At 55.7% G+C, this 21,351-nt stretch carries 18 protein-coding genes; 7 read left to right on the forward strand and 11 right to left on the reverse strand.

Going from position 1 to position 21,351, the window contains the following annotated elements; all coding sequences use genetic code 11:
* Positions 1-73: 73 nt before the first annotated feature.
* The 4 genes from ytfE to F0Q32_RS09605 all read right to left on the reverse strand — a co-directional run bounded on the left by ytfE (position 74) and on the right by F0Q32_RS09605 (position 3,662).
* Entirely contained in the window at positions 74-736 is a 663-nt protein-coding gene (ytfE, locus tag F0Q32_RS09590; RefSeq protein ID WP_149462875.1) for an iron-sulfur cluster repair protein YtfE, read from the reverse strand.
* A gap of 118 nt (positions 737-854) precedes the next feature.
* Positions 855-1,832: a DMT family transporter gene (locus F0Q32_RS09595; protein WP_149462876.1), complete on the reverse strand. Its 978-nt coding sequence runs from the start codon at positions 1,830-1,832 to the stop codon at positions 855-857.
* A gap of 75 nt (positions 1,833-1,907) precedes the next feature.
* On the reverse strand, positions 1,908-2,732 hold the full coding sequence (locus tag F0Q32_RS09600; RefSeq protein WP_149462877.1) for an AraC family transcriptional regulator: 825 nt from the start codon (positions 2,730-2,732) through the stop codon (positions 1,908-1,910).
* 81 nt (positions 2,733-2,813) lie between these two features.
* Entirely contained in the window at positions 2,814-3,662 is an 849-nt protein-coding gene (locus tag F0Q32_RS09605; protein ID WP_149462878.1) for an SDR family oxidoreductase, read from the reverse strand.
* Positions 3,663-3,750: 88 nt separating this feature from the next.
* Here F0Q32_RS09605 and F0Q32_RS09610 point away from each other — a divergent pair, with 88 nt between their 5' ends.
* Entirely contained in the window at positions 3,751-4,131 is a 381-nt protein-coding gene (locus tag F0Q32_RS09610; RefSeq protein WP_149462879.1) for a helix-turn-helix domain-containing protein, read from the forward strand.
* Between the two features lie 111 nt (positions 4,132-4,242).
* Here F0Q32_RS09610 and F0Q32_RS09615 read toward each other — a convergent pair whose 3' ends face one another.
* A complete protein-coding gene (locus F0Q32_RS09615) occupies positions 4,243-6,186 on the reverse strand; it encodes a bifunctional 2',3'-cyclic-nucleotide 2'-phosphodiesterase/3'-nucleotidase (protein WP_149462880.1) in 1,944 nt (647 codons plus the stop codon).
* A gap of 218 nt (positions 6,187-6,404) precedes the next feature.
* Here F0Q32_RS09615 and cysQ point away from each other — a divergent pair, with 218 nt between their 5' ends.
* Positions 6,405-7,148: a 3'(2'),5'-bisphosphate nucleotidase CysQ gene (gene cysQ, locus F0Q32_RS09620; RefSeq protein WP_149462881.1), complete on the forward strand. Its 744-nt coding sequence runs from the start codon at positions 6,405-6,407 to the stop codon at positions 7,146-7,148.
* On the opposite strand, the gene F0Q32_RS09625 is transcribed toward cysQ, so the two are convergent.
* Positions 7,138-7,695, reverse strand: a complete 558-nt coding sequence (locus F0Q32_RS09625) for a YtfJ family protein (RefSeq protein ID WP_149462882.1) — start codon at positions 7,693-7,695, stop codon at positions 7,138-7,140. The genes cysQ and F0Q32_RS09625 overlap by 11 nt on opposite strands.
* A gap of 324 nt (positions 7,696-8,019) precedes the next feature.
* On the opposite strand from F0Q32_RS09625, the gene F0Q32_RS09630 reads away from it, so the two are divergent.
* Positions 8,020-8,226 (forward strand): DUF1107 domain-containing protein, encoded by a 207-nt coding sequence (locus F0Q32_RS09630; protein ID WP_015966176.1) that lies wholly within the window; start codon positions 8,020-8,022, stop codon positions 8,224-8,226.
* A gap of 66 nt (positions 8,227-8,292) precedes the next feature.
* Here the strand turns inward: F0Q32_RS09630 and F0Q32_RS09635 are convergent, their stop codons facing one another.
* The 4 genes from F0Q32_RS09635 to F0Q32_RS09650 form a co-directional block, all read right to left on the reverse strand.
* Positions 8,293-9,633 carry a hemolysin family protein gene (locus tag F0Q32_RS09635; RefSeq protein WP_149462883.1) on the reverse strand — a complete coding sequence of 447 codons (1,341 nt, stop codon included), beginning with the start codon at positions 9,631-9,633 and terminating at the stop codon, positions 8,293-8,295.
* Between the two features lie 149 nt (positions 9,634-9,782).
* On the reverse strand, positions 9,783-10,805 hold the full coding sequence (locus F0Q32_RS09640; protein WP_149462884.1) for a Gfo/Idh/MocA family protein: 1,023 nt from the start codon (positions 10,803-10,805) through the stop codon (positions 9,783-9,785).
* Positions 10,806-10,815: 10 nt separating this feature from the next.
* A complete protein-coding gene (locus F0Q32_RS09645; protein ID WP_149462885.1) occupies positions 10,816-11,883 on the reverse strand; it encodes a Gfo/Idh/MocA family protein in 1,068 nt (355 codons plus the stop codon).
* Positions 11,884-12,001: 118 nt separating this feature from the next.
* On the reverse strand, positions 12,002-13,156 hold the full coding sequence (locus tag F0Q32_RS09650) for a Gfo/Idh/MocA family protein (RefSeq protein ID WP_149462886.1): 1,155 nt from the start codon (positions 13,154-13,156) through the stop codon (positions 12,002-12,004).
* Between the two features lie 190 nt (positions 13,157-13,346).
* Between F0Q32_RS09650 and F0Q32_RS09655 the strand changes: the two genes are divergently transcribed.
* Positions 13,347-14,396: a LacI family DNA-binding transcriptional regulator gene (locus F0Q32_RS09655; RefSeq protein ID WP_149463202.1), complete on the forward strand. Its 1,050-nt coding sequence runs from the start codon at positions 13,347-13,349 to the stop codon at positions 14,394-14,396.
* 2 nt (positions 14,397-14,398) lie between these two features.
* Here the strand turns inward: F0Q32_RS09655 and msrA are convergent, their stop codons facing one another.
* Positions 14,399-15,040: a peptide-methionine (S)-S-oxide reductase MsrA gene (msrA, locus tag F0Q32_RS09660; RefSeq protein ID WP_149462887.1), complete on the reverse strand. Its 642-nt coding sequence runs from the start codon at positions 15,038-15,040 to the stop codon at positions 14,399-14,401.
* 267 nt (positions 15,041-15,307) lie between these two features.
* On the opposite strand from msrA, the gene tamA reads away from it, so the two are divergent.
* Genes tamA through F0Q32_RS09675 form a run of 3 tightly spaced genes read left to right on the forward strand, consistent with a single transcriptional unit; the run spans position 15,308 to position 21,164 of the window.
* Complete coding sequence (tamA, locus tag F0Q32_RS09665) at positions 15,308-17,041, forward strand: autotransporter assembly complex protein TamA (protein ID WP_149462888.1); 1,734 nt, start codon at positions 15,308-15,310, stop codon at positions 17,039-17,041.
* Positions 17,038-20,817: an autotransporter assembly complex protein TamB gene (gene tamB / locus F0Q32_RS09670; protein ID WP_149462889.1), complete on the forward strand. Its 3,780-nt coding sequence runs from the start codon at positions 17,038-17,040 to the stop codon at positions 20,815-20,817. Before tamA ends, tamB begins: the two co-directional genes overlap by 4 nt.
* 2 nt (positions 20,818-20,819) lie before the next feature.
* Entirely contained in the window at positions 20,820-21,164 is a 345-nt protein-coding gene (locus F0Q32_RS09675; protein ID WP_015966166.1) for a gamma-glutamylcyclotransferase, read from the forward strand.
* Positions 21,165-21,351: the final 187 nt, after the last annotated feature.

A 21,351-nucleotide genomic window follows, 5' to 3' on the forward strand; every position in this document is an offset into this window, starting at 1 on the left:
AAGTTAGCGCTTATGGGAGCAATCCCCGCATAGTCGGATCCGATTCCTGGGAAAGGAACCTAAGGCACCTTTTTTATTCCCCCGCCAGCGCGCGTGGGAACAGTACGTTGTTTTCGAGGCTGATGTGTTCCATCAGGTCATCGATCATTTCGTTGATGCCGTTATACATCGCCTTCCAGGTGGTGCAGGCCTCTGGCGGAATGGTCACGTTTTGGGTGGTGTGTTTAATGACTTCCAGCAGTTCACCTGCTTCGTCGTGCTCACTTTCCATCACGCTGATGGGCCCCATTGCCTGGCTGCCCATCCCCTGTTTGATCATCGGGAACAGAATCTGCTCCTCTTTCATCATGTGGCTGGAGAGCTCCTGATGCAGCATCGTCAGATATTTTGCCAGGCCTTTTGGCACGTTCGGTTTGTCGGCGTGTACGCGTTCGACTTTGGTGGCCTGTAAAATCAATTCCGGCAGTTGTTCACGGTGGCGATCGTGGTAGCGCGGAATAATGTAATCGATGATTTCACCCAGCGGGGCGGTACGCCAGTCTTTCTCAACCGGCTGCTCAGCCAGTTTTGCCAGCTCAGCCTCAATCACGTCAACATCCAGTTCCTTGCGAGCCGCAGCGCGAGCCAGGGTTTGCTTACCGCCGCAGCAGTAGTCCATATCGTATTTACGAAACAGCGCAGATGCGCGCGGGATGGAGAGCGCCAGCTCACCTAAAGGTTGGTCGCGGAAGGCCATAGTCGTTACCTCGTCATCGATAATATAAGGTGCATTTTAAATGCATCTTTTGGTCGAAGATATACCCCTTTGGTGGTGATCTTCCTGGGAACGGGATGGCCTGATAAGCGCAGCGCCATCAGGCGTTTTTTGTCTCTTTGCTCAACTCCCGCAGCACAGGCTTAACGGGCTTTGCGCGTACCGCAATCACCACGCCCAGCACCAGCAGGGCAATTCCGCTCAGCGTCAGCAGCGGCGGTACGCTCTGGCGAAGTATGAAGGTATAAAGCAGCCCGGCCAGCGTCTCGAACACGATCAACGGCCCAAGGATGACTGTAGGTAAACGCTGGCTGGCGATATTCCAGCACAGTGCGCCCACCCAGGAGCAGAGCACGGCAATAGCGATCATCAGCGTCATAAACACCATCGGACGCGGGCCAAACGGCAGCGGAAAACCATCAGGCTGGGTGCTCAGCCAGCTACAGGCGGCAAAATAACCCAGCAGCGACACCGGCAGCGTCACCAGCGCCTGCGCGGTGGCCCACATCATTGGGTGCTTATCCGGGTTTTCCCGTAGCCAGCGGGCGTTGCGCAGGGCATACCACGCCCAACACACCACCGAGACTAACGCCAGCGCAATACCGGTTGCGTAGCGCGTCCAGTTAAAGTCCTGCAAACCGTGGCTTAACTCGGCGATATTCACGCACGCCAGGCCAATACCAATGCAGATAAGCGCCGGAGCCAGTTTCGACCAGGCGAGTTTGCCATCGCGCTGGCTGTAGAGCAGATTAGCAAAAACCGGAATAACCACGGGCAGTGTGCCGATGATCATGGTTGAGACGGGCGCGCCGGTGCGCTGAATCGCGCTCGCCAGACACACGTAATAAATCAGGTTGCCCATCATGGTCAGCGCCAGGGCGGTAAACCAGTCGCGCCGGTTGAGCTGTTTTAGCCTTGTGCGCCCCAACCATGCCAGCGGTAGGGCAATAAGCCCCAGCGCCAGATAACGCCCGGTTGATTGCAGCACCGCAGGATATTCCGGCACGATCAACGGCCCGACAAAAATCAAACCCCACATCAGCCCCGCCAGCAGAGCGTAAAGCACACCACTAATCATTTTCACATCCACATTGCTCACTGTTCACCACAGTGTAGGCGGGCGCAGGGTGGGAATATTGTACCGGATTGCGCATTAGCGCCGGGCAACCTGCTTCTGGTAGCGCACCGGGGTAATCCCATACCGACGGGTAAATGCGCGGGTGAGGTGAGACTGGTCGGTTAATCCGGTTGCTGCAGCAACTTCCGCAGCAGGCATACCGTGGGTGAGAAACGCTTTCGCGCGCCACAGGCGGATCGCCATCAGCATTTGATGCGGGGTGACGTGGAAATGCGCTTTAAACTGGCGTTGAAAATGATACGGGCTTAGCGCCACGACCTGCGCCAGTTCGTCGAGCGTCACGGGCTGCATGTAGTTATCGTGCAGATAGTCGCGCACCTGGTCGAAGCGATGGCTGGCTTCCGCGTTTTGCGGCGCATGGTGGGCAAAGGGGCGGAAGGTATCAATAAGATCGAGCAGAACACCTTGTTGCGCCAGCGGATCGCGGGTATGCCACAACTGATAAATCTGCTGGCCAATAAGCTGCGAGCGCTGCGGGTCATGGCGCAATACATCGCTAAACCACCAGTGACGGACACCGGTGATCTCTTCAAGCTGCGTCGGGTCGAGGTAAATCATGCGATAACGCCAGCCGTCGGCGGTTTCCGCTTCTCCGGTATGGAGTTCGTCGGGGTTCATAGTGACAATCGAATTCACCGATGCCACATACTGGCTGCCGCGATAGCGAAAACGCTCCGCGCCCAGCTCAATGGTGCCGATGCCGAAGGCTTCATGCGTATGCGGTTCGAAGGCGTAGCGCGAGATATGCGCGTGATACAGCTCCACGCCCGGCACCTGCGCCAGGTGCCGGAAGTTGGCGCTGTCTTTTTCATCTGTGAAGTGGTCAGGTACGCCCTGCACGGATTGGCTCCTCCGGTATCATCTTTTCATTATCGAAGATGACCCGGAGGGACGCTACAAAAATTAACCAATCAGTAACCTTCAGAGGATACCGTTCACGCTCTCAGCAAGTGTAGTTGTCGGTCGGCCAATCAATTTGCTTAACGTTTTGCTGTCATCAAATAGACCGCCTTTTGACGCGCCAGTATCCGAATCCGCCAGCATATCCGCCAGACCCGCAGGCAGGCCAACCCCTTTCAGCGCGGCAGCGAAATCGGCTTCGCTCAGGTTCTGATAGGTAACCGGTTTCCCACTCTGTTTGGTCAGTTCCGCCGCCAGCTGCGTCAGCGTCCAGGCACTGTCGCCCGCCAGTTCATAGACTTTGCCTTCGTGACCTGCTTCGCTAATTACACGCGCCGCAGCGGCCGCATAATTGGCACGCGTTGCGGAGGCTATTTTGCCGTCGCCTGCCGCGCCGATGAATTCGCCGTGTTCCAGCGCTGCCGGGGCGCTGGCAAGATAGTTCTCGGTGTACCAGCCATTGCGCAGCAGGGTGTAAGCGATGCCAGAATCAGCCAGCATTTTCTCGGTTTCGATATGTTCATCTGCCAGACCGAGTGGAGAGGTATCCGCATGCAGCAGGCTGGTGTATGCGACAAATTTCACATCCGCCGCCTTCGCCGCGTTAATCACGTTGCGATGCTGCGGGGCACGCTGGCCCACTTCGCTGGAAGAGATCAGCAGCAGTTTTTCCACCCCCTGAAGGGCTAGTTTCAGCGCAGCTTCATCATTGTAGTCGCCCTGGCGTACGTGAATGCCCTGCGCAGTCAGTGCCTGTGCTTTTGCCGGGTTGCGCACGATAGCCACAATATTGTCCGCGGGAACGGTTTTCAGTAAGGATTCGATAACATGCTGGCCCAGTTGGCCGGTTGCGCCGGTAATTGCGATCATGGGAAGTCTCCGTCCGTTTGTCTTGTGTTTGATTACGCTAACACCTAAACTTACTTTTAGTAAGTACGTACAAAAAGGTAAGTATGAAATGAGTCAGGTGAGCCTGTCGCAACAACTGAAAGAGGGTAATCTTTTCGCCGAACAGTGCCCGTCGCGTGATGTGTTAAAACATGTCACCAGCCGCTGGGGCGTATTGATTCTGGTCGCGCTGCGCGAAGGTACGCACCGTTTTAGCGATCTACGCCGTAAGATGGGCGGGGTGAGTGAGAAGATGCTTGCCCAGTCGTTACAGGCGCTGGAGCAGGATGGCTTTCTCAACCGAGTTTCTTATCCGGTGGTACCGCCGCATGTGGAGTATAGCCTCACGCCGCTGGGTGAGCAGGTGAGTGAGAAAGTCGCCGCGTTAGCCGACTGGATTGAGCTGAATTTGCCAGAAGTGCTGGCAGTGCGGGATGAACGTGCGGCGTAAATGCCCCTCACCCCGGCCCTCTCCCACAGGGAGAGGGAGAAAACCGGCGCAGAGCGTTCATACCGCACTATCGGTTCCCTCTCCCTGTGGGAGAGGGTTAGGGTGAGGGTATTACTTCCTCAAATCCACCTGATAAATCGCAAACCCGATATCATCCGTTGCGACCTGCTTCATCGGGTACTGCGCCTTCTCTTTAATAAACGCCGCCGCTTTCTCAGAAGGTGAGGTTTCAAAGCGAATATCCAGCGCGGCTTTGCTGGCAATCGGCGCTAAGCGCCAGTTGTTATCCGCCGCCGGATGAATGGCGCCTGCGCGTTTTGATTCGGCACTTATCCAGTTGGCCAGCACGGAACGGTTCTCGTCCGGTGAGGCAAATGCGATATGCCCGTCGCCCGTACCCGCAAACTTGCCGCCGTAGGCGCGATAGTTATTGGTTGCCACCAGGAACGTTGCGTTCGGGTCGATTGGTTTTCCGTTAAATTTCAGATCCTTCACGCGTTCTGCTTTGGCATTCACCGTCTGGCATTCACCGTCGTAGCGTGCCGGTTGGCTGACATCAATTTGATATGTCACGCCGTCGATCACGTCAAAGTTATAGGTGCGGAAGCCATCCCAGTTGATGAGCGACTGCGGTTTGGTGCTGGTCGGGTCAATCTGGTTAAATTGTCCGGCGGAACACTCCAGCCACTCTTTCACCTCTTTACCGCTGGCCTTCACCACGACTAATGTGTTCGGATAGAGATACAGATCGGCGGCGTTGCGGAACGTCAGTTGTCCTTTCTCGACCTCAACATAGCTTGCCGGGTCGTTTTTACGTCCACCGGCTTTAAACGGCGCGGCGGCGGAAAGCACCGGCAGTTTTGCCAGATCCGGATCGCCCTGAATATAGTGCTCGACGTAGGCTTTCTGCGCCATATTCACGACCTGCACGGTCGGATCGTCCTGCACCAGCGACAGGAAACTGTACATATTGTCGGACGATTTTCCGATAGGCTTACTGACAAACTCGCGCGTGGCATCGTGATCCGCTTTTAAGATTTCAATCAGCTTGCTGTCTTCCGCCGCCAGCGATTTCTTCGCCGCCGTATCGTAGATTGGGCGTGCTTCCGCTTTCGACGAGGTGATCTGCCATTTGCCACTGTCATTATTCAGCACCAGATCGACCACGCCCAGATGGTCGCCCCACATTCCGGGCATCACCGCAGGCACACCGTTCAGCGTTCCTTTATCAAGATCTACGCCTTTGATATCCGCAAAATCTTTCCCCGGGAAAACGGCATGCGCGTGGCCAAACATAATCGCATCAACGCCCGGCACTTCACTCAGGTAGTAAACGGAGTTCTCCGCCATCGCCTGATACGGGTCGGCAGAGAGCCCGGAGTGGGCAATCACGACGACGACATCCGCACCGTTTTTACGCATCTCTGGCACATAGTGGCGGGCGGTTTCGGTGATGTCGTTGACTGTCACTTTGCCGTCAAGATTGGCTTTATCCCACGTCATGATTTGCGGCGGCACAAAACCGATATAGCCGATACGCAGCGTATGCGTTGCGCCGTCTTTATCTTTCACCGTGGTTTCTTTTATCAGATAGGGTGTAAAAAGCGGTTTCTTGCTCACAACGTCGATGATATTGGCGTTAATATACGGGAATTTTGCGCCGGCAATAGCCTTATGCAGGAAGTCCAGCCCATAGTTAAACTCATGGTTGCCCAGGTTTCCCACCACGTAATCGAGCGTGTTCATCGCCTTATAAACCGGATGCGTCTCCCCGGCTTTTAAGCCTTTGGCTGCCGCGTAGTCGCCCATCGGGCTGCCCTGAATCACATCGCCGTTATCCACCAGCACGCTGTTGGCGGCCTCCGCGCGGGCGGCGTTAATCAGGCTGGCCGTGCGGACCAGTCCGAATTTTTCGGTAGCAGAATCTTTGTAATAGTCGAAATCCATCATATTGCTGTGCAAATCAGTGGTTTCCAGAATACGGAGATCGACCGTGGCGGCGTTGACGCTGGCAGCAATCAGCGTGGCCAGGAGCGTTGCGCTAAACTTAATCATCAGGAGGCGTCCTTTTCAGATCCAGGGCACATAAGAAAATGTATGTACATTCTGTTGCTTACAAGAATGTGAATCATGCCAGAAAAGGGTGACCGGAAACCGGCAGCGCTTCACAGATATCCTGACCCGGCGTCGCCGATGGGAATGGCGCAATGCGTGACGATGCGATATAAATAAAACAACGAGTTAACACCACTGCAATCTCAACGAGGTGGAGAATGTTAGAACAAGTATGTCAGCTTGCACGGAACGCGGGCGATGCCATTATGCAGGTTTATGATGGAGCGCTACCGATGGACGTTGCCAGCAAGAAAGACGATTCTCCCGTCACGGCAGCGGATATTGCGGCGCACCATGTGATTGTTAACGGCCTCAAGGTGCTGGCACCTGACATTCCGATTCTGTCGGAAGAGGACCCGCCGGGCTGGGATGTGCGGCAGCACTGGCAGCGCTACTGGTTGGTGGACCCGCTGGATGGCACCAAAGAATTTATTAAGCGCAACGGCGAATTCACCGTCAATATCGCCTTAATTGAGCACGGTAAACCGGTGCTTGGCGTGGTGTACGCGCCGGTCACGAAGGTGATGTACAGCGCAGCGGAAGGCAAAGCGTGGAAAGAAGAGTGCGGCGTGCGTAAGCAAATTCACGCCCGCGATGCGCGTCCGCCGCTGGTAGTGATCAGCCGCTCGCACAGCAGCGATCCGGAACTCGCTGAATATTTACAGCAGCTGGGTGAGCATCAGACCACGTCTATTGGTTCATCGCTCAAGTTCTGCCTGGTGGCGGAAGGGCAGGCGCAGCTTTATCCACGCTTCGGGCCGACCTGCGTCTGGGATACTGCAGCAGGGCACGCGGTGGCTGTTGCCGCCGGGGCGCGGGTTCACGACTGGCAGGGGAAAACCCTCGACTACACACCGCGTGAATCCTTCCTCAACCCCGGCTTCCGCGTCGCTATTTTTTAAGTAATGTGTGCAGCAGGGTAACCACCTGCTGCACTTCATCCTGCGTCAGCGCGCCGTCTTTCGCCCACTTCACGCGTCCGTCTTTATCCAGCACCGCAATCGCGGAGCTCTCTTCTTCCAATTGCCAGGCTTTTCTCACCACGCCGTTGCTGTCTACCACAATTTGTGACCACGGGAAGAGCTTTTTATTGCTCTCCAGACTGTTACGCACAAACATCCCGGTGCCGGGAATGGCGTCGTCGGTGTTGACGATAGTGGTGGTCTGATAGCGGTCGTGCGGTAACTTCGCCGCTTTAATGGCTTCAATCAGCCCGGCATTCTTCTCTTTGGCGGAAGTGCGTCCGGCAATATGTTGCACCACTCGCACTTTTCCAGGAAGCTGCGCGCTATTCCAGCTTTTGTAGCTAAACTTATCATTGTCGAGCATCAATTCACCGCGATCGGCAACGCCTACCGCAGGTACGCGTTCCCCCTCCTTCAGCGCGTGGGCGGACGCCATCAACGGCATTAACAGGCATGAAATGGCCAACAGAGAACGTAAGGTCATGGTGTGTCCTTCTTTTTATGCAGGTGATCCGACCACTTGGCCGATGCTTTTAAGCATAAGTGCTATTGATATGTTTTTCCCGCAAGGTTAGTGCCACTTTGTGGCGGAACGCACATAACCGCAGTAAATCGAAGGCTTATACTGTATTCATCGTATAGCTGAAAAGAAAATTCTCAATTATTGTAATAAAAAGGTAAATAAAGCTCCCTATACTAGGGTAGCTCTGTGGTTATGGACTATAGTTAACGGGTATTTAACATTGCGCCCCGGAGCGTTGAACCAAATTTGGAATCAACAAGGGCGTTATACTCGCAGGAGATAAGAATGAAAATTTTCCAACGCTACAACCCGCTTCAGGTGGCAAAGTACGTTAAAATCCTGTTCCGTGGACGGTTGTACATCAAGGACGTTGGTGCTTTTGAGTTTGATAAGGGGAAAATTTTGCTCCCCAAGATTAAGGACAAGCAGCACTATTCTGTGATGTCCGAGGTCAACCGCCACGTTATGCGTCTGCAAACCGAGATGGCATAACGGCAGCTAGCGGCAGAAAAGCAAACGGCTCCCAATGGGAGCCGTTGATGTTTTCAGGGAAGCGATTTATGCCGCTGTACCTTTCTCTTCGATTTCAGCCTGTTTTGGCACTAATACCGTCGGCTTGTTATCAATGCGCGTGACCAGCAGCTGGTCGATGCGGTAGTTATCAATATCCACCACTTCGAACTTGTAGCCGGAGAACTTCACCGCATCGGTGCGTTTCGGGATTTTACGCAGCATAAACATCATGAAGCCGCCGATGGTTTCATAGTTGCCAGACTGCGGGAAGTCATCGATATCCAGCACGCGCATCACGTCATCAATCGGCGTTCCGCCATCAATGAGCCATGAGTTTTCATCGCGCGCCACGATCTGCTCTTCCAGGCCCTGGCCAACCAGGTCGCCCATCAGGGTGGTCATCACGTCGTTCAGGGTGATGATGCCAACCACCAGCGCGTATTCGTTCATGATAACCGCGAAGTCTTCACCCGCCGTTTTGAAGCTTTCCAGCGCTTCAGAAAGGGTCAGCGTGTCCGGCACAATCAGGGTATTGCGGATCTGCACGCCGCTGTTGAGTGCCATGCTCTGGTTTGCCAGCACGCGGTTCAGCAGATCTTTCGAATCGACATAACCAATGATGTGGTCGATATCTTCATTACACACCAGGAACTTAGAGTGAGGATGCTCAGCCACTTTGTTTTTCAGGCTCTGCTCATCTTCATGCAGATCGAACCAAATTACGTTTTCGCGCGACGTCATGGAAGACGGCACGGTACGTGATTCCAGCTCAAACACGTTTTCAATCAGTTCGTGCTCCTGTTTACGCAGCACACCCGCCAGTGCGCCCGCTTCCACCACTGCATAAATGTCGTCAGACGTAATATCGTCTTTACGCACCATCGGCAGTTTGAAAATACGGAAGATGTTGTTGGCGAGGCCATTGAAGAACCAGACCAGCGGACGGAAGACCAGAAGACAGAAGCGCATCGGGTTGATGATGCGCAAAGCCACGGCTTCCGGCGAAATCATACCGATGCGCTTCGGCGTCAGGTCGGCGAACAGAATAAACAGGCCGGTCACCAGCGAGAAGGAGAGAATAAAGCTCAGCTGCTCGGCGAGCTCAGGAGACATGTAATTCAAAAACAGGCTGTGGAACGCCGGTGAGAATGCTGCATCGCCCACGATACCGCCGAGAATGGCGACCGCGTTAAGGCCAATTTGCACCACGGTGAAGAACATACCGGGGTTTTCCTGCATTTTCAGGATGCGTTGCGCATTCACATTGCCTTCATCGGCCAGCAGCTTGAGTTTGATTTTACGGGAGGCAGCCAGCGAGATCTCGGATATCGAGAAAAAGGCGCTGACGGCAATCAGGCAAAGTATTACTAAAATACTGTTTAACATATCTTATCCGACCGTTAAGGCCAGATCCTCGGAAGGGAAGTTGAACGTCGTGTGGAATACACTAAAAACCGGCCCGAAGGCACTGGACCGGCGAATTCGCAGCTAGTATAGCGTAAAAGAGTGTAAATTCGCCAGTGGGCGCATTTTGCTTAACGGGGAAGGTCAATCCAGCGGCGCTGCGCCGAGGATTGATAAAGGGCGTTGACCATTCTCAGCGATACCGCCGCATCGTGAATATCGGCCCCGCCGTATTGTGTCGGGTCGAGGATTGCCGTATAGAAATCGTTGATGGCCTGGCGATGGCTGTCGCCCCAGTAGCGTTTGACGTTGCCGTGGGGCAGCTCGTCATTAACGAGCGCTGTGCGTTGCTCATCGACCACCTGCCAGAGCGTGCTGCGTTCGAGCTGTAAAAAGCCGCGCTCGAAGTGGATCTCCAGCGCCAGTGGGGAATCAGTGGTGTAGCAGTTGGTGGCGTAGAAAATGCCGCGCGCGCCGTTGTTGAACGCCATCGTTGCCATCGCCGAATCTTCGGTTTCGATAAGCGATTCAAGCAGGCTGGTTTCCACCACCCCCTTAATGCGCCGCACGCCGCCGGCAAACCACTGCATCAAATCCAGCGTATGAATCGCCTGATTTATCAACAGGCTGCCGCCCTCTGTTGCCCAGCGGCCACGCCACGGGCTTTCGTTATAATACGCGCCGTGGCGGTGCCAGGTCAGGCTGGCTTTGATGCTTAACATGTTGCCAAGCGCACCGTCCTGAATAATCTGGCGGATGCGCTGGCTGGTGGGATTAAGGCGATTCTGGTAGCAGACCGCAAGCTGCGTATCGGCACGCTCGACCGCGGCCTGGATCTGCGCCAGTTCACTCCCATTCATGGCGACTGGCTTTTCACTAAAAACGTGTTTGCCCGCCGCCAGTGCGGCGATAATCATCTCCCGGTGCAGATGATGGGGTGTACAGATGTGCACCACATCGACGTCTGCATCGGCCAGCAGGTCGCGGTAGTCGGCGTAAAAGCGGCAATTATACTTTTCTGCCAACGCCCGGCCCTTGTCGATATCCGTATCAACAAGTGCGTACAACCGGGCTTGCGGGTGCTGGAGTATCGGCTCTGCATGGCAGCCATGAATGGCGCCTGCGCCGATAATCGCTGCATGAATGGGTTCCATCGTGCCTCCGTTAGGCCTGTGCGTTAGCCAGCATTTGCGCCTTCACGCACAGCTCGGCGGCTTTAAACGTGTGTTCCTGCGTCATGGCATTTTCGGTGCGGTTCAGACAATCAAGAATCAACTGGTCGAAGTAGGGGAAGCCCACTTTGCCCGCCACCGGATAGCGGAATTCGCCCTCTTTGTTGACCAGATAAACCACATCCTGCTCCTGACGGGTGATATCGACATACTTGCGAATTTCGATATAGCCCTCGGTCCCGAGCAGCGTCAGGCGACCGTCGCCCCAGCTTGAAAGGCCGTCCGGCGTGAACCAGTCGCAGCGGAAGTAGCCGGTTGCGCCGTTGTCGCCCGCCAGCATCGCGTCGCCGAAATCTTCAAACAGCGGATATTGCGGATGATTAACGTTGCGCACCTGGCTTGCCACCACACGGGCGTTGCGGTTGCCGGTATAAAAGAGGAATTGCTCAATCTGATGGCTGCCTATATCGCACAGAATGCCGCCGAACAGGGCTTTATCGTAGAACCATTCCGGGCGGCCTTCGCCTTCACGGTGCGGGCCAACGCCGAGGGTTTGCATTACGCGGCCAATCGCCCCTTGTTCCACCAGTTGCCCGGCGAAGACGGCGCTTTCAACGTGCAGGCGTTCGCTGTAATACACCGCGTATTTACGCCCGGTTTCCTGCACTTTGCGTTTTGCCTGCTCCAGTTGCGCCAGGGTGGTCAGCGGCGCTTTATCGGTGAAATAATCTTTGCCTGCATCCATCACTTTCAGGCCGAGCGGGCAGCGCTCGGAAGGCACGGCGGCACCTGCAACCAACTGTACGCTGGTGTCGGTCAGAATGGTTTCCAGAGAATCAGCCACCTTCACCTGCGGATACTGCTCGACGAATTTTGCCACTTTAGCCGGGTCGGGATCGTACACCCACTTCAGCGTTGCGCCCGCTTCAATCAGGCCGTTACACATGCCATAGATATGGCCGTGGTCCAGTGCGGCGGCGGCAATGATAAATTCACCCGGCGCAACCACCGGCTGCGGTTTGCCCACCGGGGCGTAGTTCATTCCGTCTTTGATGCTCATTGTTGTGTTCCTTTATGGCTGCGGTGCAGGGTTTTCCCCCTCACCCTAACCCTCTCCCTCAAGGGAGAGGGGACCGGTTTTCTCCCTCTCCCTGCGGGAGAGGGCCGGGGTGAGGGCATTACCAGGTTCCGGACGCGTCCAGGGTTTTACTCTCGACGTTTTTATCAACTGACGTTGCAATCCGCTCATCCAGCAGTTGTTTAAACAGCGCTTCATCCAGTGGCAGATCGACCCAGTTGTCCGTCCAGGTGGAAAGGTGCATGGCGTTAGAGAGCGTCAGGCCGTGAATACCTTCCTGACCCGGTGCCAGCAGCGGCGTGCCGTGCAACACGGCGGCAGCGAAGTTGGCAGTAATCACATGATGATCGCTGCACTCCGGCGCTACCGGAATAGTCACTTCCCAGCACTCTGGTTCGCCAAAGCCGTTCTGCCAGCGGGCATTGAACTCGGTTTCCGATTCACGCAGTCGCCAGAAGCGCAGCTTGCCCTCTTCAACGACCACTTTGCCGCGATCGCCAGCGATTTCCAGACGGTTGGTGCCGGGGGCTTCTGCGGTGGTGGTGATGAATACGCCCGTCGCGCCGTTGGCGTACTCCGCGTAGGCAGTCACCTCGTTCTCGACTTCAATCTGACGATGTTTGCCGAACTGGCAGAACGCGCGCACGCGTACCGGCATGCCGACCAGCCATTGCCAGAGGTCAAGCTGGTGCGGGTCCTGATTGAGCAGCACGCCGCCGCCTTCGCCTTTCCAGGTGGCGCGCCAGCCGCCCGAGTTGTAGTAGCTTTGCGAGCGATACCAGTTGGTGATTATCCAGTTAGAGCGACGAATTTCGCCCAGTTCGCCGCTGTCGATCAGATCTTTCACTTTCTGATACAGCGGGTTAGGGCGCTGGTTGAACATCATGCCAAACACCACATTGCAGCCGCGCGCGAATTCGTTCATCTCGCGTACCTGCGCGGTGTAGACGCCAGCCGGTTTTTCGCACAGCGTATGAATGCCCAGGCGCATCGCCATCATCGACAAACGCGGATGCTCGTAGTGCGGCGTAGAGACAATCACTGCGTCAATGAGTCCGCTTTGCAGCATCTCCTGCGCATCGCTAAACAGCGCGACTTCTTCGCCCACTAACGCGCGAATGGTCGCGTGTTTTTCAGGATTGTTGTCGCACACCGCCGTCAGGCAGGCCTCTTTGACCGTTCCCGCCAGCAGATAGCGGGCGTGAACCGTGCCGATATTCCCCACACCAATAATGCCAAACCGTACCTTCTTCATGCTGTACCTTGCGTCGTAAAAAGGGTTGATGTCTGCAACATAGAAAAGGCGAAACGGGGCGACAAACGGATTTTGTGAGAATGCTCGCAGGGAAAGCAGGAATATGGGCGAAAGGGTAAAAAAAGGTTTTAAAATCAGCTTACTGGTTCTGCAAATATTTGCAGAATTTGATTGCGAGCGAGATCACATCATGTCCGGCAAGCTGAAAATGAAGCAGATCGCCACCCAAACGGGCTACTCCATCAGCACCGTTTCGCGCGTGCTGAGCGGGAAATCGTACACCAGTGAAAAAGCGCGGGCGGCGATAGTGAAATGCGCGCGGCGTTTAGGCGTGCTGGAAGAGATGGCGAGCGGGCGTTTGCTGATTAACGGCATCGCCGTGTTTGCGCCGGCGCGGACGTTTACCGCTAACGGCGACACTTTTTATCAGGAAGTGACCAAAGGCATTGCTGACGCCGTGGCCCCGCACGACGTGTATCTCTCCTGGTGCGGACTCGAGGAGCGGCAGGCGGACATTCGCCTGTTCCTCGATAAGACCGGCAGTAAGCACATCAATGCGATCATTATTATCGGCACCGACGACCCGACTATTTTCAAGCTTGCTGCCAGCCTGAATAAACCCTGCGTGCTGATTAATTCTCATGACAAAGAGATGGCGCTCGATGCGGTATCGCCGGATCACCACGCCATTGGTTACAGCGCGCTGCGTCATCTGTTTGAGAACGGTCATCGGCGCGTGTTATCACTTACCTGTTTGCGGCGCGAAACGCTCTATACGCGTCTGGAAGGGATAAAACAGGCTTATCGCGACTACCACGTGCCGTTTGATCCGGAGCAGTCTTTGATTGTCACGGAAGGATTTTCAGCGCATGAAGCGGAACAGGCGTTGGACGCCTGGCTGAGTTGTCACCCGCGCGACCTCTGGCCCGAGGCGATTTTCCCCGGAAGTTCAGGGATGACGGTGGGCGTGCAGCGTGTGCTGACGCGTCATGGACTGCGCGTGCCGCAGGATATTTCTCTATTGACCACTGATTTTGGCTGGCACCTGAAAAATGCCCAGGTGACGGGCGTTGAAGTGCCGTGTCGGGAACTCGGTATCGAAGCCGTGCATCTGTTGCAAACCCGGCTGAATCGCCCGCAGGCGCCCATTTTCAATTTGCTGTTGCAGGGTAAAACGCGCGAAGCGGGCAGCGTGGTCAGCGCCACGCGACATACGGCCCGCGCGGCGATTTCTCCGTAGCGTTATGCCAGTTGAGGCGGCAGGCAGACGCCAATTCCACCGATACCGCAGTAGCCATACGGATTTTTGTGCAGATACTGCTGGTGGTCATCTTCCGCATAGTAGAACGGTTTGGCGGTGGCAATTTCTGTGGTAATGCGGCGATTGTCGCCCGCATTTTTCATTGCGGCCTGGAAGCGTTCGGCGCTGGCGTGCGCTTCGCGCTCCTGCTCCGGCGTCAGCACATATATCGCGGAGCGATACTGCGTACCGTGGTCGTTTCCCTGCTGCATGCCCTGCGCCGGGTCGTGATTTTCCCAGAATACCTGCAACAGTTGCGCATAGCTGATAACGGATGGATCATACACCACGCGTACTGCCTCGGCGTGTCCGGTCTGCCCGGAGCAGACTTCGCGGTAGGTCGGATTCGGTGTATAACCGCCGCTGTAGCCAGCCGCCGTGCTGTACACGCCAGGAAGCTGCCAGAACAGGCGCTCAACGCCCCAGAAGCATCCCATCGCGAAAATCGCCACTTCCATTCCATCCGGAATATTCGTCATTGAGTGACCGTTAACGGCGTGTAACGTATCCACAGGCATCGGCGTATTGCGTCCTGGGAGCGCATCCGATTGAGACACAAGGTGATTTTTCTCAAATAAGCTCATAGGACGGTCTCCAGATTACGGTATGAACAGTTAAGGTTGTAACCAGGCGTGAGTTTTAACACAATAAACACGCCGAATACGTCTAGATTTAAACATAAGAATAATTTGGGGTGTTGTCTCTTTTTCAACCCGAGAATGTTTAGGGTTATTAAAAACAGAGCGCCATACGTATGAGCAGGGAATTGGTTGATACGTATCCGACGCCGTTATTGCCGTGGAAAGGCTTTCGTTTCCATTGGGGTGGAAACAGGATATTCAGGAGAAAATGTGCGACAAATCCGCCAGTTATGTGTGGTCGGTTTACTGCTGACCAGCGGTGTTGCCAGTGCAGCGAATATACGTTTGCAGGTTGAAGGACTTTCAGGGCAACTGGAAAAAAACGTTCGAGCGCAGCTCTCGACAATTCAGGGTGATGAGGTCACGCCAGATCGCCGTTTTCGCGCGCGCGTCGATGACGCCATCCGCGAAGGCTTAAAAGCGCTTGGTTATTACGAACCGACTATCGATTTTGAACTGAAACCGCCGCCGGCAAAAGGACGTCAGGTGCTACTGGCGAAAGTCACGCCGGGTGAACCGGTGCGCATTGGCGGCACCGACGTGATTTTGCGCGGTGGTGCGCGCACTGATAAAGATTATCTCGCGCTACTGAAAACGCGCCCGGCGATTGGCACGGTGCTCGATCACAGCGATTACGACGATTTCAAAAAAGGCTTAACCAGCGTTGCGCTGCGTCGCGGCTATTTTGATAGCGAATTTAAAAAGAGCCAGCTCGGCATCGCACTCGATCGCCATCAGGCGTTCTGGGATATCGATTATGACAGCGGCGAGCGTTATCGTTTCGGCGCGGTCACCTTTGAAGGCTCGCAGATTCGTGAAGAGTATCTGCAAAACCTCGTGCCGTTTAAGCAGGGCGATTATTACCAGTCCAGCGATCTGGCTGAACTGAATCGCCGCCTGTCGGCCACTGGCTGGTTTAAATCGGTGGTGGTCGCGCCAGAATTTGAAAAATCACGCAAAACGAAAGTCTTACCGCTGCATGGCGTCGTGTCGCCGCGCAGTGAAAACACCATCGAAACCGGTGTCGGTTATTCAACGGACGTCGGTCCGCGCGTGAAGGCAACGTGGAAAAAACCGTGGATCAACTCCTATGGGCATAGTCTGACGACCAGCGCCAGCATCTCATCGCCTGAGCAGATCCTCGATTTCAGCTACAAGATGCCGCTCTTAAAGAACCCGCTTGAACAGTACTATCTGGTGCAAGGGGGCTTTAAGCGTACCGACCTGAACGATACGGAAGCCGACTCCACCACGCTTGCGCTGTCGCGCTACTGGGACCTCTCCAGCGGCTGGCAGAGGGCGATTAACCTGCGCTGGAGTTTCGACCACTTTACCCAGGGTAATGTCACCAACACCACGATGCTGCTTTATCCGGGCGTGATGATTAGCCGTACCCGCTCCCGCGGCGGCCTGATGCCGACCTGGGGGGATTCCCAACGGTACTCTATCGATTACTCCAATACTGTCTGGGGATCTGATGTCGACTTCAGCGTCTGGCAGGCGCAAAACGTCTGGATTCGGACTTTATACGACAAGCATCGCTTCGTGATGCGCGGCAACCTCGGCTGGATTGAAACGGGCGATTTCGACAAAGTGCCGCCGGATCTCCGCTTTTTCGCCGGGGGCGACCGCAGTATTCGTGGCTATAAATACAAATCGATCTCGCCGGAATACGATGATGGCAAACTGAAAGGGGCCTCGAAGCTGGCGACAGGCTCGGTTGAGTATCAATACAACGTCACCGGTAAGTGGTGGGGCGCGGTGTTCATGGACGGCGGTGAAGCGGTGAGCGATATTCGCCGCAGTGACTGGAAAACCGGCGCGGGCGTCGGCGTTCGCTGGCAGTCTCCTGTGGGGCCGGTCAAGCTCGATGTTGCCGCACCGCTGGGCGACAAAGACGAGCATGGATTACAGTTCTACATCGGTCTGGGGCCTGAATTATGAGTTTATGGAAGAAGATAAGCCTCGGCGTACTGATTTTTATCGTGCTGCTTATTGGGGCCGTCGCGTTTCTGGTTGGCACCACCACAGGTTTGCATCTGCTGTTTAATGCGGCGAACCGCTGGGTACCGGGGCTGGAAATCGGCCAGGTGACCGGCGGCTGGCGCAATTTGACGCTGAAAAATGTGCGCTATACCCAGCCTGGTGTGGCGGTGAACGCGGGTGAGTTTCATCTGGCGGTAAAAACCGAATGCCTGTGGAGCAGCAGCCTGTGCGTGGACGACATCGGCCTGCGTGACGTCAACGTCGCCATCGACAGCAGCAAAATGCCACCATCAGCGACGCCTGCGGAAGAGGAAGAGAGCGGCCCGCTGAATCTCTTTACGCCGTATCCAATCACTCTCAGCCGCGTGTCGCTCAACAATGTGAACATCAAAATCGACGACACCACCGTGTCGGTGATGGATTTCATGACCGGGCTGAACTGGCAGGAGAAAAACCTGACGCTGACGCCAACCACGCTGCAAGGGCTGCTGATCGCCCTGCCGAAAGTGGCGGACGTGGCGCAGAAAGAGGTGGTTGAGCCGAAGATTGACAACCCGCAGCCGCAGGAAAAACCGCTCGGCGAGACGATGAAAGATCTCTTCTCGAAACCGGTGCTGCCGGAGATGACCGATGTGCATCTGCCGCTCAATCTGAATATCGAATCTTTCAGCGGCGAACAACTGCGCATTACCGGCGATACGGACCTGACGGTGTACAAAATGCTGCTGAAGGTGAGCAGCATCGACGGCAACATGAAGCTGGATACGCTGGATATCGACTCCAGCCAGGGGACGGTAAATGCCACCGGTACCGCGCAACTGACCAACGACTGGCCGGTGGATATCACCCTCAACAGCACCCTGAACATCGAGCCGCTGAAGGGCGAGAAAATCAAACTTAAGCTGGGCGGTGATGTTCGCAAGCAACTGGAACTGGGCGTGAATCTCTCCGGCCCGGTGGATATGTCACTGCGCGCGCAAACGCAACTGGCCGAAGCCGGGTTGCCGCTGAATCTTGAAGTGACCAGCAAACAGCTGTACTGGCCATTTACCGGCGAGAAGCAGTTCCAGGCCGACGATCTGAAACTGAAACTCAGCGGCAAAATGACCGACTACACGCTGTCGTTCGCGACGGCAGTGAAAGGTCAGGGCGTGCCGCCCGCCAACATCAAACTGGATGCGAAAGGCAATGAGCTTCAGGTTAATCTCGATAAACTCACCGTGGCGGCGCTGGAAGGCACCACCGAGCTGAAAGCCCTGCTCGACTGGCAGCAGGCGATCAGCTGGCGCGGTGAGCTGGCATTACACGGCATCAACACGGCAAAAGAAGTGCCGGAATGGCCGTCGAAGCTGGATGGCCTGATCAAAACTCAAGGCAGCCTGTACGGCGGTACCTGGCAGATGGATGTCCCGTCGCTGAAAATCACCGGCAACGTGAAGCAGAACAAAGTGAACGTTGACGGCTCCCTGAAGGGCAACAGCTATATGCAGTGGACCATTCCAGGTCTGCATCTGGAGCTGGGGCGCAACAGTGCGGACGTGAAAGGTGAGTTGGGCGTTAAAGATCTCAATCTCGACGCCACCATCGATGCGCCGAATCTGGATAACGCCTTACCGGGGCTGGGTGGCACGGCGAAAGGTCTGGTGAAAGTGCGCGGCACGGTGGAAGCACCGCAGTTGCTGGCGGACATCACCGCGCGTGGCCTGCGCTGGCAGGAGCTGACTGTCGGTCAGGTACGCGTGGAAGGCGATGTGAAATCCACCGACCAGATCGCGGGCAATCTTGATGTGCGCGTCGAGCGCATTGCACAGGCTGGTGTGGATATCAGCCTCGTGGATCTCAGTGCCAAAGGTAGCGAGAAACAGCACACGCTGAATCTGCGCATCAACGGTGAACCGGTCTCCGGGCAACTGGCGCTGGCGGGCAGTTTTGATCGCAAAGAAGAGCGCTGGAAAGGTTCGCTGAGCGATACCCGTTTCCAGACGCCGGTCGGCCCGTGGTCGCTGTCTCGCGCCATCGCGCTCGATTACCGTAACAAAGAGCAGAAAATCAGCGTTGGCCCGCACTGCTGGACTAACCCGAATGCCGAGCTTTGCGTGCCGCAGAGCATCGACGCCGGGGCGACGGGGCGTGCGCAGGTGAACCTTAACCGTTTCGACCTGGCGATGCTCAAACCGTTTATGCCGGAAGAGACGCAGGCCAGCGGCGTGTTCAGCGGTAACGCCGATGTGAGCTGGGACACGACCAAAGAAGGCCTGCCGCAGGGGAAAGTGACGCTCAACGGGCGTAACGTGAAGGTCACTCAGATCGTCAACGACGCGCCGTTACCGGTGGCATTCGACACGCTGAATCTCAATGCGGATCTGCACAACAACCGCGCCGAGCTGGGCTGGATGATTCGCCTGACCAATAACGGGCAACTTGATGGACAGATTCAGGTTACCGATCCGCAGGGGCGGCGTAACCTGGGCGGCAACGTCAACATCCGCAACTTCTCGCTGGCGATGATTAACCCTATCTTCGCAAAAGGCGAGAAAGCGGCGGGCACACTGAACGCCAACCTGCGTCTCGGTGGCGACGTTCAGGGGCCACAGCTGTTTGGGCAAATGCAGCTCAACGGCGTGGATCTCGACGCTAACTTCATGCCGTTCGATATGCAGCCGAGTCAGATTGCAATGAACTTCAACGGCACGCGCTCCACGCTGCAAGGGGAAGTGGTCACACAGCAGGGGAGCATTAGCCTCAGCGGCAACGCCGACTGGACGCAGATCGACAACTGGCGCGCCAGCGTGGCGGCGAAAGGCAGCCGGGTACGTATTACCGTGCCGCCGATGGTACGCCTCGACGTTTCGCCGGATGTGGTGTTTAACGCCACGCCAAGCCTGTTTACCCTCGACGGCAGCGTTGATGTGCCGTGGGCGCGCATTGTGGTGCATGACGTACCGGAAAGTGCGGTGGGCGTCTCCAGCGATGAAGTGATGCTCAACGATCAACTACAGCCGGAAAACCCGAAAACTGCGTCGATCCCGATCAACAGTAACCTGACCATTCACGTCGGCAACAACGTGCGTCTGGATGCGTTTGGGCTGAAAGCGCGACTGACCGGTGACCTGAAAGTGGCGCAGGATAAACAGGGGCTCGGCCTGAATGGGCAAATTAACATTCCGGAAGGGCGCTTCCACGCCTACGGCCAGGATTTAATTGTGCGTAAAGGCGAGCTGCTCTTCTCCGGCCCGCCGGACCAGCCGTTGCTGAACATCGAAGCGATCCGTAACCCGGACGCCACCGAAGATGATGTGACCGCCGGTATTCGCGTCACCGGTCCGGCAGACCAGCCGAAGGCCGAAGTCTTCTCTGACCCGGCGATGTCGCAACAGATGGCCCTCTCTTACCTGGTTCGTGGACAGGGGCTGGACAGCGATCAGAGCGACAGTGCCGCGATGACATCCATGCTTATTGGCCTGGGGGTTGCACAAAGTGGCCAGGTTGTGGGTAAAATCGGCGAGACATTTGGCGTAAGCAATCTGGCGCTGGACACGCAAGGGGTGGGTGACTCATCTCAGGTGGTGGTCAGCGGCTACGTACTGCCAGGTCTACAGGTGAAATATGGTGTCGGGATCTTTGACTCCTTAGCGACTCTCACGTTACGCTACCGCCTGATGCCTAAGCTATATCTGGAAGCGGTGTCTGGTATCGACCAGGCGCTTGATTTGCTCTATCAGTTTGAGTTTTAGCAATGCGAATATTTGTATACGGCAGTTTGCGGCGTAAACAAGGCAACAGCCACTGGATGACCAACGCCCAGTTGCTGGGCCAGCACAGCGTAGCCGACTATCAACTGTACAGCCTGGGCCACTATCCAGGCGCAGTGCCGGGAAAGGGCACAGTACACGGTGAGGTTTACCGGGTTGATGCGGCGACGATGGCTGAACTTGACGAGCTACGCACCAAAGCGGGTGAATATGCTCGTCACCTTATCCAAACGCCATACGGTAGTGCCTGGATGTACGTCTATCAGCGCCCGGTTGATGGGCTGCCGCTGATAGAAAGCGGAGACTGGTTAGACAAAGACCAGTATTAATCCTCATAACGCCACCTTCGGGTGGCGTTGTTTTTTGTGCGCCGCAACGTGCTTATTCTGCAACGCATTTTCGTGTTCTCTTCATTTCACATTGCGCTTTCCAGACTTAATAAAATCCTAAAAACCGTGCTGGCGCGTTTTATACAGAAAAGGCAAACTCGTCATGAACCTGCTGGGTTATACTTTG

This window comes from Pseudocitrobacter sp. 73 (assembly GCF_008369545.1).
Lineage (GTDB): Bacteria > Pseudomonadota > Gammaproteobacteria > Enterobacterales > Enterobacteriaceae > Pseudocitrobacter > Pseudocitrobacter vendiensis.